Source organism: Georgenia sp. Z1344 (genome assembly GCF_049856295.1).
Lineage (GTDB): Bacteria > Actinomycetota > Actinomycetes > Actinomycetales > Actinomycetaceae > JB111.
In genome coordinates, this window is record NZ_JBNDMZ010000008.1 from 49,265 (window position 1) to 61,927 (window position 12,663).

A 12,663-nucleotide genomic window follows, 5' to 3' on the forward strand; every position below is an offset into this window, starting at 1 on the left:
TCCTTGCTTCACGCGATGCGTTCCACCGGCTCGTCGGTGCGGTGTGCGGCGGCTAGGTCTCATAGTGCGGCGTCGGCTGTACCGTACCTTCTCGCCCGGGTACCACGGCCACCGCGTTGCGCGGCCTGGTGAGGCCCGGGCCGCCGGTCTGGGGTGTCGTCGTCGGCGCCGCCCCACCGATAGAGCGCCACCAGCTCAGGCGATCGAGGTCGTTCGTCGGCTTGGGAGGGATGCGGCGCGAGCGTGCCGAGACCGGGCAGGAACCGGCCGACGCGCTGGGCGTAGCGGGTGTAGGCGGGGCCGTGGGTACGCAGCAGGTTGGACTCTTCGACGAGGCGGACCTGGATCTCCACGGCCAGGAACAGGCAGAGGAGCGCCGCGACGGTCACGCCGGTGGGGACCAGCAGGGCCAGTCCGAGCATGACGGTGAGCATGGCGGTAAAGATGGGCTTGCGGACCACGGCGAACATGCCCGAGGTCACGAGGTCGGTGCGCTCGGTGGTGTCCACACCTCTGCGCCAGGAGGCGCGCCGAATGCGGCCGCCAAGCCGGCCAGGTACAGGGTCAGTGCCGCAGCGGCGGCGGTCTCGGCGGCCATGGGTCTCCTCGGGTCGAGTCACAGTTCTGCGGCGGTCGGGTTCTCGGTCCTGTCGCCGCTGGTGAGGGCTACCAGCACCAGGGTTATGGCCCCACCAGTGATGTAGACGTCCGCGAGGTTGAAGGTGGGGAACCAGCCGGTGTGCAGGTAGTCGGTCACGACACCGTCGGAGGCACGGTCAATCAGGTTTGCCACCGCGCCTGCCATGATCACGGTCAGCGCCAACCACGTTGAGCGTGTTGCGGTGCGGGTGGCACGCCAGGCGAAAACAGCCAGCGCGCCGATGGCGAGCCCCGTGGTGGCGAGCACGACACCGGCTGGCAGATGATCGCCGAGACTGAAGGCCATTCCAGCGTTGAAACCGAGCCGAAGCTCGATGGGCCCCAAGTCCATCGAGTGACCGTCGGCCAGTGCCCCACCGGCCCACGCCTTCACCGCCAGGTCTACCGCCGCCAGCAGCACGACGGTGATGACGAGGGTGACCCGGGCCCTGGTGCCGCTCCTCGGTGAGGCGCGATTCGGTGTGGTCATGGGGCCGCCGTTCCTGTGTCGGTCGCGTGGACTCCTGCATCCTGCACGTGAGGGCTCACGGTTGCTCCTTCAAACGATGCGTCGAGCGTCAGCGACCTCATAGGCCGAAGGCACCGCCGTCGAGGAGGATGACGATGCCCAGGCCGATGAGGACGAGCGGGAAGAGGACGTGTTCCCAGCGTTCGAGGACCTCGGCGATGGGCCGGCGGGTGGCGACGTACCGCGCGGTGAGCACGAGCAGTCCGACCAGGGCGAGGAAGACGACGCAGTAGGCGATGACGGCGGTGGTGGAGGCGGTGGCGAAGACGGGGACGTAGACCCCGATGTTGTCCCCGCCGTTGGCGAAGGTCACGGCGGCGACGGTCAGGGTCCCGACCTGGCGGTCACCGACCTTGGCCTCGTCGTCGTCATCGTCATCTCCGCGGTTGCGCCACGCCTGCCAGGCCGCGTACAGGCCCAGGGTGAGGGGGATGAGACCGAAGTAGGGCAGGGCGGCCTCGGGCAGGAAGGTGCGAGCTCCCAGCGAGACCACCACGGCGACCAGCAGGATGCCGCCGAAGCCGAGGTATTGGCCGGCGAGGATCTTGCGGGTGGTGCCCGGTTGGCCGGCCCCGCGGGCGTAGAAGAGGGACAGGATGATGATGTCGTCGATGTTCGTGGCCACGAACAGGCCGATGGCCTGCAGGACGGGGGTGAGCAGTTCCATGAGTACCTTTCAGAGCGCAGCCGGCTGCCGCCGGTGCACGACGATGGCCCGCGGCGGGCGGTCAGTGTCCGGGGGTGGTGGTGTGGTGGGTGCGTGCCGCGCGCAGGCCGTTGAGGATGACCAGGACCTCGGCGACTTCGTGGATGAGGACGACGGCGGCCAGGCCCAGGACGCCGGTGACGGCTAGCGGCGGTAGGGCGGCGATGATGAGCAGCGAAAGGACGATGTTCTGGTTGACGATGCGCCGCCCGCGTCGGGCGTGGGTGATGGCCTGGGGCAGGAGGCGCAGGTCCTGGCCGGTGAAGGCGATGTCGGCGGACTCTATCGCGGCGTCGGAGCCGGTGGCCCCCATCGCGATCCCGACATCGGCCGCGGCCAGGGCCGGGGCGTCGTTGATGCCGTCGCCGATCATCGCGGTGGGCCGGCGGGCGCTGAGCTCGTCCACGGCGGCTGACTTGCCTTCGGGGCGCAGTTCGGCGCGGACGTCGCTGATGCCGGCCTGCGCGGCCAGCGCGCGGGCGGCCCGCTCGTTGTCCCCGGTGAGCATCGTGACGCCGATGCCCTGGCCCGCCAGGGTCTTGATGACCTCGGGGACCTCGGGACGCAGCTCGTCACGCACCCCGATCGCCCCGGCGACCGTGCCGTCGCGGTGGACAACAACGACGGTCATCCCCTGCGATTCGAGGTCACGGACCCGTTCGGTGAGGTGGCCGGGGTCGACCCCGCGCGGGCTGCCGGCCCTGATCATGACGCCGTCGACGGAGCCGTGGATGCCGAGGCCGGCTTCCTCGGTGATGCCCTGGGCCGCGGGGGTTGCGGGGGCGGCTTGGGTGATGGCGGCGGCGAGCGGGTGGGTGCTGTGCTGCTCGAGCGCGGCGGCCCAGGCCAGGACCCGCTCCTCGGTGCCATCGGTGGTGGGGACGACAGCGGTGACGGTGGGCCGGTTGGCCGTCAGGGTCCCGGTCTTGTCGAAGGCGACGTGTCTGATGTCGCCGAAGCGTTCGAAGGTCGCGCCGCTCTTGATGATGACGCCGAACTTGCTGGCCGAACCGACCGCGGAGACCACGGTGATGGGCACCGCGATCGCCAGCGCACACGGTGAGGCGGCCACGAGCACCACCAGGGCGCGGGTGATCCAGGTCTGCGGGTCACCGGCGAGGGAGCCGATGACGGCGACGAGCACGGCCAGGACCAGGACGCCGGGCACGAGGGGGCGGGCGATGCGGTCGGCGAGCCGCGCGCGTTGTCCCTTCTCGGCCTGGGCCTGCTCTACCAGGCTCACGATGGTGGTCAGGGAGTTGTCGGTGCCGGGTGCGGTCGCCTCCACCCGCAGGACCCCGGCGGTGTTGATCGCCCCGGCGGATACCTCGGCGCCCGGGCCGACCTCGACGGGGATGGACTCACCGGTGATGGCGGAGGTGTCCAGGCTGCTGTGACCGGTCCGGGCGATGCCGTCGGTGGCGATCCGCTCACCGGGCCTGACGACCATGACCTGCCCGGGGGTCAGGTCACGCGCCGGGACGGTCACGGTCTTGCCGTGGGTGAGCACGGTGGCGCTCTGGGGCACGAGCTTGAGCAGCGCGCGTAGCCCGGCGCGTGCCCGGTCCATGGCGCGGTCTTCGAGGGCCTCGGCGATGGAGTAGAGGAAGGCCAGGGCGGCGGCCTCCTCCACGTGTCCCAGGATGACCGCGCCGGTGGCGCTCATCGTCATCAGTAGCGCGATGCCGAGCTTGCCGGTGGCGAGCTTGCGCAGCGCACCGGGAACGAACGTGGAGGCCCCCAGCAGCAGGCCGACCCAGAACAGCACCAGCGCCGCTGTCGGGGCGCCGGTCCACTCACAGGCGACCCCGGCGACGAACGCTGCCCCCGAGGCGACGGGGATCATGACGGCACGGTCACCCCACCACGGGGCCTCGTGCTCGTCGTCGCTCTCGTGCTGCTCGACGGGGGCGTGGGTGGTCGCGCTCATGCGACGGTCCCGCTCGGGCAGCAGCCGGGCACCGTGCAGGTGGCATCCACGCACGGCGCGTTCTCATCGACGGCCAGAGTGACCTCGACCAGCGCGGTCAGCGCTGCCGTCAGGTGCGGGTCGGCGATCTCATACCGTGTCTGGCGGCCTTCGGGCTCGGCCACGACGATGCCGCAATGCCGCAGGCAGGTGAGGTGGTTCGACACGTTCGATCGGGTCAGGCCCAGGTCGCGGGCGAGCACCGCCGGATAGCTCGGCCCCTCGAGGAGCGTCATGAGGATCCGGGAGCGGGTGGGGTCGGCCATCGACCGACCCAAGCGGTTCATCACGTCCAGCCGCGAAGCAATAGTCAGCATGCGCTGACCATACAGCAGGCGCTGAACTCTCCGGTCGGCGCGGGTGCTCGCCACGCGCAATACCTGCATATCTCTATAGGTGTATGGTCATACTATGAGTGTTGCGTTGGCATCGGATGCCTGTGAGGTCGCCACCGCTCATCACCCGGAGAAGGTGGCGCTGACCCGGGAGAAGATCCCCGACGAGGGTGAGGCCGGCCGGTTGGCCGCGCTGTTCAAGCTGCTCGGGGACCCGCGACGGGCCCGGGTGCTGTACGCGTTGCTGGAGGCGGGCGAGCTGTGCGTGTGCGACCTGGCCGCCGTCGTGGACGTCCCGGAGGCGTCGTTGTCCCAGGTGCTGCGGGTGCTGCGCACCGCTGGGGTGGTAGCCAACCGGCGCCAGGGGCGGATGGTGTACTACCGCCTGGCCGACACTCACGTGCGGATGCTGCTGGACGTCTCCCGGGAGCACACCCGGCACGAGGGGCAGATCTGATGGGCGCGGGACACGGCCACGCCCCGACGGCCGGGCACGCCGGTGGCCGTTACCGCCGGCGGCTGGCCGGCGCGTTCGCCCTGACCGCCAGCTTCTTCCTCATCGAGCTCGTCGCGGGGCTGGTGTCGGGGTCGTTGGCGCTGCTGTCGGATGCCGGGCACATGGCCGCGGACGTGGTGGTGCTGGGTGCGGCCCTGCTGGCCACCCGGATCGCGAGTCGCCCGGACTCCACGGGCCGGCGTACCTACGGCTCCTACCGGGCCGAGGTGTTCGCCTCGGGCCTGGCGGTGCTGGCGATGCTCGCGGTCGGGGTGTATGTGGTGGTCGAGGCCATCAGCCGGCTGGGCGATGCGCCGCAGGTTGCCTCCGGGGCGATGCTCGCGGTCGGGTTCGCCGGCCTGGTGATCAACATCGCCTCCATGCTGCTGCTGCGCAGCGGGTCCAAGGAGAGCCTGAACGTCAAGGGCGCCTACTACGAGGTCATCGCCGACGCCGCCGGGTCGGTGGGCGTCATGGTCGCCGGCGTCCTGATCATCCTCACCGGCCAGCCGATCTGGGACATCGTGGTCGCGGCCTTCATCGCCGTCTTCGTCATCATCCGGGCGGTCGTCCTGGGCCGGCAGGTGGTGGCGGTCCTGGCCCAGCACGCCCCACAGGGGATCGACCCCGAGGATGTCGCCGGCGCCCTGGACGCGGTCGAGGGCGTGGCCCAGGTCCACGACCTGCACCTGTGGACCCTGACGTCGGGGATGAACGTGGCCACCGCTCACCTGGTTGCCGAGACAGGCGCCGACCATGGCACTGTCCTTGCCGGCGCCCACGGGGTGCTGCGTGATCGTTACGGTATCGACCACGCCACCTTGCAGGTCGAACCAGTTGCCGGCGGCGGCTGTCACGACCTGAGCTGGTAGCAGCCAGAACACGAGCATTCGCGCGTGGGGATACGCACCTTCAACTTCAAGCCGATGTCAAGGAGTCCGCGATGGCAGCACGGCAGGGCAGAGGTCCTCGGCCCGGTGACGGCCGACGACCGGGCCGGGCTCGGTATTTCGTGGCGCGGCTCGGCGCCGACCTGATCGCGCTGACGTCCGTGGCGATGACCGCGACCACGGTGGTGCGGTGACGGAGCGCGGTGGCCGCACCGCCCCGACGAGGAGCACGCTCGACAGTCTCCCCCCGGGGAGGACGCCGGTGGCCAGATCGGCGTGGCCGTGGGCGGTGGCCGCCCTGCCGCTGGTGGTCGTGGGTATGGTGGCGGGCCTCACGCTCAGTGGAGCGGCCGCTCCGCGCGAGCTCATCGACCCCGGTCCCCTGGTGCGGTGGGGCCTGCCACTTGTGACCGCACTGGCTCGCGTAGCCGCGACCGTGGCGATCGGAGCGCTCGTGCTGTGCGCGGTGGTCCTGCCTCGCGACACGCCCGGGCCGGCGCAGGACGTTGGTGGTCATCATTCGCTCGCGGACCGTCCGGCCACGGTGCCCGAGGATCCGACGTGGCGGCGCGTGGCCAACATCGCCGTCATCGCCGCAGCCGTGTGGGCACTGGCGCAGCTGGCGCACCTGCTCCTGACCCATGCCGCGGCGTTCGATACGGTGATCGACGGGCCTGGATACGGTGCTCAGCTCATCCAGTTCGTCACACAGATCGACATGGGCCGGTACCTGGGTGTGGCCACTCTCCTGGCCGCGGCCGTCGCACCTGCGGCCGCGGCGATCGGTGGCCACACGTCGGCGGCCTGGGCCGCCGTGCTGGCCATCGCCGCGTTCTCACCGGTCTCAGTGACCGGTCATGCCGCCGGTGCGGCCAACCACGACTTCGCTGTGACCTCGTGGTGGTTGCACGTAGCAGCTGTCGCGATCTGGGTCGGGGGCCTGGGCGTCCTGTGCGTGGTCGCCTCCCGGATCGGACCCGGCCTGGCGGAGGTCACTCAGCGGTACTCCCGCATTGCGTTCTGGGCCTTTGCGGTTGCGACCGTTGCCGGCGCGGCGAATGCGTGGATCCGGCTCTCCACGCCGCTGGACCTGTTCGTGCACCCCTACGGTCAGCTCATCCTGATCAAGGTGATCCTGACCGTGGCGCTAGGCCTGGCAGGCTGGCTTCATCGCATGAAGACCATCCCGGCGATCCGGCAGGCGCGCGCCCCGAGCGGGGGGGCCGGGTGGGCGTTCTGGCGGTTGGCCGGGGTCGAGGTCCTCATCATGGGCGCGGTGATCGGCGTGGCGGTGGCCCTCGGATCCTCCGCGCCACCAGAACCACAGGAGCCACCTGTCGATGCCAGCCTGGTCTACCTGCTGACCGGATACCCTGAACCCCCGGCCCCGACAGCATGGGCCTATCTCGCACAGTGGCGCCCGGATCCGCTGACCGCCTTCGTGGCCCTCGCCGCACTGGCGGCCTACCTCTCCTGGGTATGGCGGCTTCATCGCGGGGGGGCGTCCTGGTCGGCAGCTCGTACGACCAGCTGGGTGGCAGGAGTGCTCCTCTTCTTCTGGGCCACCAACGGCGGCGTCGCGGTCTACGGGAGCGTCTCATTCAGCGCCCACATGGCTCACCAGATGGTCCTCCTCGTGGTGGTGCCGATACTGCTCGTTCTCGGAGCGCCCCTCGCCCTGGCCCTGAAGGCACTACCGCCGCGTGCCGACGGTTCTCGTGGACCGCGAGAGTGGATGGGGTCCGTGAGAGACTCACGGGTCGTGGCGCTTCTCACGCACCCCGTCGTCGCCACTCTCCACGTTGGCGCGTTCCTCGTGGTCTTCTACTCCTCGCCGCTGTTTGCGGGCGCCCTGGACAGCCCCGTCTGGCACGCGCTGTCCATCGTGTACATCGTCGCGGCTGGCTCCGTCCTGGTTCATGCCCTCCTGGCCAGCCGCAGGCGTCGTGCGCCCCTCGCGCTTCGCCTGGCCGCAGCGATCGCCGCGATGGTGTTCTACGCGGTCGCCGGCGCGGGCCTTGTCTCCAGCACCGCACTGCTGGCTGCCGACCACTTCGGCCAGCTCGGACTGAGCTGGGGGGTTGATGCCCTGGCCGACCAGCGGACCGGCGGGCTGGTGCTGTGGGGTATCGGAGAGGCCGGAATGCTTGTCCTGGCTCTGGCACTCATCGTTGTCTGGATGCGCGCGCCCCTTGCGCCCGAGCGCAACGTCCGAGCTCCGTCTGCGGGGGCATGAGCAGGCACAGCCCCATGGGCGATGCGGTGCATGCCACACCATGTGCCGTGACCTTTCCGTTACACTCCTTCCGGTGATCCCGCGAGAGCCGGTGAGCGTACCTGTGTGAACTGCTGCTTGGAGACTGTTTGATTTCGGATGCATTCTCGCCGTCGTCGACGCCGTCGGTGACTCGCCGCGAACTACGTGCGGGCGACCGCAAGCGCCCCAGGCATCGCGCCACTGATAAGGGAAGCAGGCGGGCCACCGCCGACCTCTCTTCGAGCCCGGGATCCGCCGCCGCGACACCTCGCCCGGAGCGGGTCTCACGCAAGACGCGCTCGACCCAGGCCCTCGGTCAACATGAACCAGTTCATCGGGAGGCGAACGACCGTCCGGTGTCACGACGTGACATGCGGACCGAGCCGGCGCCACCGCGTGCACGGCGACGCTCGCCGTCCCGGCGAGGTCACCGGCGCGGAGCGATGCGGTACTCAGCCATCGCAGTCCTGACAGCCGTGACAGTCGTGGCGCCGATGCTGGGCACTATCTGCGTCGATCCCGCACACGCCCACTCAGACGAGACGCCGCAGTTCACGCCGCCCACCAGTCCAGACCTCGCCGGCCCTGAGGAGCTCGCGTCCCTCATCCCGACCCAGACGCCGGACAAGGTCGTCGCCGACGTGCCACCACCCGCGCGCACTGAGGAACAGGCGGCGAGGTCAGATGAGCGAGACCCGGTCAACGGCGAGACCCCGGAGGCGGCGACGCACGGTCCCGAGGTGGCCGCCGAGGAGCGGGCCACCGCGCCCGCAGAACCGCCGCCGACGGTAGTACTGCCTTTGGCGCAGAGTTCCTTCCGAGTCTCCTCCGTCTACGGAGGACGCGCCGACCCGTTCACCGGTGCGCCGACGTTTCACGAGGGTGTCGACCTGGCCGCGCCGATGGGCGCACCGATCTACGCCGTCGCCGACGGTGTTGTGGACTACGTGGGACCGGGCCGGGATGGGCGGTCCAGCATGATCATCGTCATCGCCCACGAGGTCGAGGGGCAGAGGTTCTACAGCTGGTACAACCACATGTACGCCGACGACCTGTACGTGCAGGAAGGCCAAGTCGTGAGCGCCGGTGAAGTCATCGCCGGCGTCGGATCCAACGGCAGGTCCAGCGGACCGCACCTGCACTTCGAGATCCACACCGATGACGAGCTGAGCACCACCGACCCGATCGCCTGGCTCCAGGGGCAGGACGCCGTGGACATCAGCGCTCTTGCGTAGCTCCGCTCGACGCTGGCCGCCGTGGCTCTCGAGCGACACCTGTGGGCTGACAGCTAGCGTCCGCGGTGTCATATGGTGCCCCCATGTTCGTTTCCAGCCACCGTCTGCGACGTGTGTGGGCCCGCCTCATCGCCCTCGTGTCCTTGCTGGCACTTGTTGTGGCCTTCCTCGGCGCGATGATCGTTTCGTCGGCCACGAGCGCAGCCGCCCACGACACCATCATCGACGCCGAGCCTGGTGAGGACGCTGTGCTGGACGCCGCACCTACCGAGATCGTCCTGACCTACAGCGCCGAGGTTCTCGACCTCCCGGCGGCCATCCTCGTCACCGACTCCGACGGCGAGGTCGTCGTCGAAGGCGAACCGACAGTCCAGGGCCGATCAGTCGTCCTCGACCTCCCCCCCGCCCTGGAGAACGGGACGTACGAGGTACTGTGGTCGGTGGTTTCCTCCGACGGACACCGCACCGAAGACGGGTACAGCTTCACAGTGGCCTCCAGCGGGCCGGACGCTGACCCGCAGGTCACCGTTCCTGATGACGCACCAAGCGAGGCTTCAACCGCAGACGCCACCGTAGGGCCGACGACGCCGGCCACCGAGGCCAGCCCTGACGCCGGTGCCGATGCCGATGCCGATGCCGATGCCGCGGAGACCACCACTCCATCATCAGGATGGCCCGTCGCCGTCATGATCCTCATACCGATCGCCATCCTGGTCGTCGCCGTGATCGCTGTCTTCATCTACCGTCGCCGGCAGGGGAACCAGCCGCAGTCCGCAGGGGACGCGTCGTGAGGGCCGTCTCCGCAGCGCTCGCCGCACTCGGTCTGGCGGCCACACTCTCGGCATGCGCGCCGGCCGGGACCTCGGCCGACGCGGGAGCCGTCGGCGCCGGCTATCAGTCCGGCGACGGCTCGTTCACCACCTGGGAAGCTACCGAGCGCGGTGAGTCGGTGGAACTGACGGGCACGACCTACGACGAGACCGAGATCAACCTGGCGGAACTGCGCGGGCAACCGGTCGTCGTCAACTTCTGGTACGCCGCCTGCCCGCCGTGCCGCGTCGAGGCCCCCGACCTCGCGCAGATGGCCGTGGACTACGACGGCGACATCGCCATGCTCGGCGTCAACCCCCGCGACGACACCGCCACCGCTCAGGCGTTCGAGAACACGTTCGATATCCCCTATCCGTCGATCCACGACGAGGGCGCTCGGGCCGTCGCCGCCTTCGAGGGTGTCGTCCCGCTGGCCGCCATGCCGACGACCGTCGTCCTCGACCGCGAGGGCCGCATCGCCGCCCGCATCGTCGGCCAGTTCGACCCGACCATCCTCCGAGGTCTCGTCGACGACGTCCTCGCCGAGGCGTGACCACGGGCGCCGTCACCTTCGTGGGTAGCGCACCCTGCCACGGGTTGAGAACGGCGACCGAGACGCATCCACGTCCGACTCGAGCAACCACCTGAAGCCGTGCGTGGCGCCGCCGTCCGCACCGTCACCACCGACTGGGAGCTCGACGTACTCCCTAGGACATCGCGCTACTGACTTCAGCCGATCCGACGGCTGGCGTTCGCCGGGCGCCCTCCCCGTCGCGGGTCAGCAGTCAGGCGCGAGAGCTGCGAAGGGCACCCCAGAGCCCGCTGCGGCAGATAGAAGCCGTGCAAGGGCCTGCTCGCGGCCGCGGAGGCCCGCCACCTCAGAGTGATCTGCTCGGGGTTTCTCGGACAGGGGCCGAGCTATTGTTAGGCGGCGGTTGAAAGCAACTGGTAGTTGTCGTGCACTTCGTGTGGTCGCTGCTCGCGGGTGGTGGGGAAGACCTCGCGGACCGCGGCCCAGAACCCGAGCGCGCCGTCGCCGACGGCGAGCACCGGGGCACGCATGCCGCGGCGCTTGCAGTCGCGCAGCAGGTCGGCCCAGGACTCGGTGGACTCGCGGTGTCCGTCATCGAGCGCGACGAGCTCCTTGGTGCCGTCGGCCCTCACGCCGATCATCACCAGGAGGCACACCTTGTCCTGGTCGAGGTGGACCTTGAGGTGGATGCCGTCCACTCACAGGTAGACGTCGTCCGTGTCGGCCAGGGAGCGGTCGTTGAGCGCGGCGGCCTCGTCCTGCCAGTCCTTGGTCAGCAGGGTGATCGTCGCCGCGGACAGGCCCGCGCTGGTGCCGAGGAGCTGCTCCAGTGCCGGGCCGACGTCCGAGGACGACAGGCCGTGCAGGTAGATCAGCGGCAGCACCTCGGCCACCTGCGGCGACTTCCGCGCCCAGGCGGGCAGGATCGCCGAGGCGAACCGCCGCCGGACGCCGTCCTCGTCGACGCGCTTGTCGTTGACCCGCGGCTGGCGGACCGGCACCGCGCCGGCCGCGGTGGCCACCTGACGCGGGGCGTGGAAGCCGTTGCGGACCACGAGGCGGTGCCCGTTCTCGTCGACCTCGTATGCGTGGTCCTCGATGTAGGCGGCGACCTCGGCGCGCAGCGCCGCGGCCAGCATCTGCCGAGCGCCGTCGCGCACGATCTCATCGAGCAGCGACCCGCCGGCCGCCACGGCCTGCTCGTCGTTGGTCTCGCTGCTCTCCTGGACTACCTTGAGCATGGGCGCACCTTCCCGAGCCGGCGCGTCAACGCCGACCCTGATCAGAACTTCCATGGGCTTCAGATCTTGCCCGGGAGGTGCGCCCGCTTCACGCCACCTCGTCGAGAGCCATCCACAGGTTCCGATCATTGCTCACGCTTCCACCCCTCTCGCGCATCGAGGCCACGGGTTGTGTCACGAGAACAAAAACCCCACCCGTTTTTTCTTTGACGCACCCCTGTGTTTTGCAGATAGAGGCCAGGGGTTTTTCAAAAAGAACACCCCCCTTTTTGTTTTTCTTGTAACACAACCCGTGTGTTCGACGAGGAATGCGCGCGCGGGCTGACACAACCCGTGTGTTCGACGAAAGAGTGGTCCTTCGGGAGAGCGCGCGGGGTCTCGGGCAGCAGCGTCAGCCGCGGACGCCCACGGGCAGCCCGGACTCCACGAGCTCGACCCCGCGGGCCGTGAGCAGCTCGCGGGCCATCTCCCCGAGCTCGCGCGAGACCGGCGCGGTGAGGTCGGTGAGGACCCGGACGGGGAGCCCGAGTCGTCGTGCGTCCAGGGCCGTGGCCTTCACGCAGTGGGACTCGGCCAGGCCGACGACGTCGACGCTCTCGATGCACCGCGACTCGAGGATCTCGGCGAGCGTGCGCCCTTCCGCGTCCACGCCGTCGAAGCCCGAGTAGGCGGCCTCGTAGGCGCCCTTCTTCAGGGAGACCTCCGGGGCGAGGTCGTCGAGCGCGGGGTGCAGCTCGGCCTCGTCCGTGCCGGCGACGCCGTGCGGCGGCCACGAGTCCACGAAGTCGGGTGTCTGAGAGAAGTGGTCCCCGGGGTCCACGTGCCAGTCCTGGGTGGTGACCACGACGTCGTAGGCGTCGCGGTGGGTCCGGGCGAACTCGGCCACGCGTCGCGCGATCTCGTTGCCGCCCTCGACCGCCAGTGCACCTCCCTCGCAGAACGTGGGCTGGACATCGACCACCAGCAGTGCGCGCCTGGTGCGGCGCCTGCGGTCGCCCTTCATGGCATGTGCTCCGTTCGACTG

At 69.8% G+C, this 12,663-nt stretch carries 12 protein-coding genes and 1 pseudogene; 6 read left to right on the forward strand and 7 right to left on the reverse strand.

Annotation, left to right across the window (positions count from 1 at the left end; all coding sequences use genetic code 11):
• Nucleotides 1–59 precede the first annotated feature (59 nt).
• The 5 genes from ACPYO6_RS09985 to cmtR form a co-directional block, all read right to left on the reverse strand.
• The gene (locus ACPYO6_RS09985) at nucleotides 60–509 is read right to left on the reverse strand and encodes a methyltransferase family protein (protein ID WP_425714707.1); all 450 of its coding nucleotides are present in this window, start codon (nucleotides 507–509) and stop codon (nucleotides 60–62) included.
• Nucleotides 510–616: 107 nt separating this feature from the next.
• Nucleotides 617–1,129: a signal peptidase II gene (gene lspA, locus ACPYO6_RS09990; RefSeq protein ID WP_425714708.1), complete on the reverse strand. Its 513-nt coding sequence runs from the start codon at nucleotides 1,127–1,129 to the stop codon at nucleotides 617–619.
• 97 nt (nucleotides 1,130–1,226) lie between these two features.
• On the reverse strand, nucleotides 1,227–1,835 hold the full coding sequence (locus tag ACPYO6_RS09995; RefSeq protein WP_425714709.1) for a cadmium resistance transporter: 609 nt from the start codon (nucleotides 1,833–1,835) through the stop codon (nucleotides 1,227–1,229).
• 61 nt (nucleotides 1,836–1,896) lie between these two features.
• Complete coding sequence (locus ACPYO6_RS10000) at nucleotides 1,897–3,804, reverse strand: heavy metal translocating P-type ATPase (RefSeq protein WP_425714710.1); 1,908 nt, start codon at nucleotides 3,802–3,804, stop codon at nucleotides 1,897–1,899.
• A complete protein-coding gene (cmtR, locus tag ACPYO6_RS10005; protein ID WP_425714849.1) occupies nucleotides 3,801–4,160 on the reverse strand; it encodes a Cd(II)/Pb(II)-sensing metalloregulatory transcriptional regulator CmtR in 360 nt (119 codons plus the stop codon). The genes ACPYO6_RS10000 and cmtR overlap by 4 nt, the downstream gene beginning before the upstream one ends.
• Nucleotides 4,161–4,254: 94 nt before the next feature.
• On the opposite strand from cmtR, the gene ACPYO6_RS10010 reads away from it, so the two are divergent.
• From ACPYO6_RS10010 to ACPYO6_RS10035, 6 genes are all read left to right on the forward strand, one after another.
• Complete coding sequence (locus ACPYO6_RS10010; protein WP_425714711.1) at nucleotides 4,255–4,635, forward strand: ArsR/SmtB family transcription factor; 381 nt, start codon at nucleotides 4,255–4,257, stop codon at nucleotides 4,633–4,635.
• Nucleotides 4,635–5,546, forward strand: a complete 912-nt coding sequence (locus tag ACPYO6_RS10015; protein ID WP_425714712.1) for a cation diffusion facilitator family transporter — start codon at nucleotides 4,635–4,637, stop codon at nucleotides 5,544–5,546. The genes ACPYO6_RS10010 and ACPYO6_RS10015 overlap by 1 nt, the downstream gene beginning before the upstream one ends.
• Before the next feature lie 280 nt (nucleotides 5,547–5,826).
• Entirely contained in the window at nucleotides 5,827–7,800 is a 1,974-nt protein-coding gene (locus ACPYO6_RS10020) for a cytochrome c oxidase assembly protein (RefSeq protein ID WP_425714714.1), read from the forward strand.
• A 464-nt stretch (nucleotides 7,801–8,264) separates the two neighbouring features.
• Nucleotides 8,265–9,056 carry a M23 family metallopeptidase gene (locus tag ACPYO6_RS10025; protein ID WP_425714715.1) on the forward strand — a complete coding sequence of 264 codons (792 nt, stop codon included), beginning with the start codon at nucleotides 8,265–8,267 and terminating at the stop codon, nucleotides 9,054–9,056.
• Between the two features lie 137 nt (nucleotides 9,057–9,193).
• On the forward strand, nucleotides 9,194–9,847 hold the full coding sequence (locus tag ACPYO6_RS10030) for a copper resistance CopC family protein (protein ID WP_425714717.1): 654 nt from the start codon (nucleotides 9,194–9,196) through the stop codon (nucleotides 9,845–9,847).
• Nucleotides 9,844–10,419 (forward strand): TlpA family protein disulfide reductase, encoded by a 576-nt coding sequence (locus ACPYO6_RS10035; protein WP_425714718.1) that lies wholly within the window; start codon nucleotides 9,844–9,846, stop codon nucleotides 10,417–10,419. Before ACPYO6_RS10030 ends, ACPYO6_RS10035 begins: the two co-directional genes overlap by 4 nt.
• 419 nt (nucleotides 10,420–10,838) lie before the next feature.
• On the opposite strand, the pseudogene ACPYO6_RS10040 reads toward ACPYO6_RS10035, so the two are convergent.
• Nucleotides 10,839–11,639, reverse strand: a pseudogene (locus ACPYO6_RS10040) (IS256 family transposase); the annotation flags it as partial.
• Between the two features lie 391 nt (nucleotides 11,640–12,030).
• Entirely contained in the window at nucleotides 12,031–12,642 is a 612-nt protein-coding gene (locus ACPYO6_RS10045; RefSeq protein ID WP_425714719.1) for an isochorismatase family protein, read from the reverse strand.
• Between the last annotated feature and the right edge of the window lie 21 nt (nucleotides 12,643–12,663).

What these genes read in the sequence shown, in the direction of transcription:
- lspA (WP_425714708.1), bottom strand. Translation starts at nt 1,129, where the DNA reads ATGACCACACCGAATCGCGCCTCACCGAGGAGCGGCACCAGGGCCCGG.
- ACPYO6_RS09995 (WP_425714709.1), bottom strand. Translation starts at nt 1,835, where the DNA reads ATGGAACTGCTCACCCCCGTCCTGCAGGCCATCGGCCTGTTCGTGGCC.
- ACPYO6_RS10000 (WP_425714710.1), bottom strand. Translation starts at nt 3,804, where the DNA reads ATGAGCGCGACCACCCACGCCCCCGTCGAGCAGCACGAGAGCGACGAC.
- cmtR (WP_425714849.1), bottom strand. Translation starts at nt 4,160, where the DNA reads ATGCTGACTATTGCTTCGCGGCTGGACGTGATGAACCGCTTGGGTCGG.
- ACPYO6_RS10010 (WP_425714711.1), top strand. Translation starts at nt 4,255, where the DNA reads ATGAGTGTTGCGTTGGCATCGGATGCCTGTGAGGTCGCCACCGCTCAT.
- ACPYO6_RS10015 (WP_425714712.1), top strand. Translation starts at nt 4,635, where the DNA reads ATGGGCGCGGGACACGGCCACGCCCCGACGGCCGGGCACGCCGGTGGC.
- ACPYO6_RS10025 (WP_425714715.1), top strand. Translation starts at nt 8,265, where the DNA reads ATGCGGTACTCAGCCATCGCAGTCCTGACAGCCGTGACAGTCGTGGCG.
- ACPYO6_RS10045 (WP_425714719.1), bottom strand. Translation starts at nt 12,642, where the DNA reads ATGAAGGGCGACCGCAGGCGCCGCACCAGGCGCGCACTGCTGGTGGTC.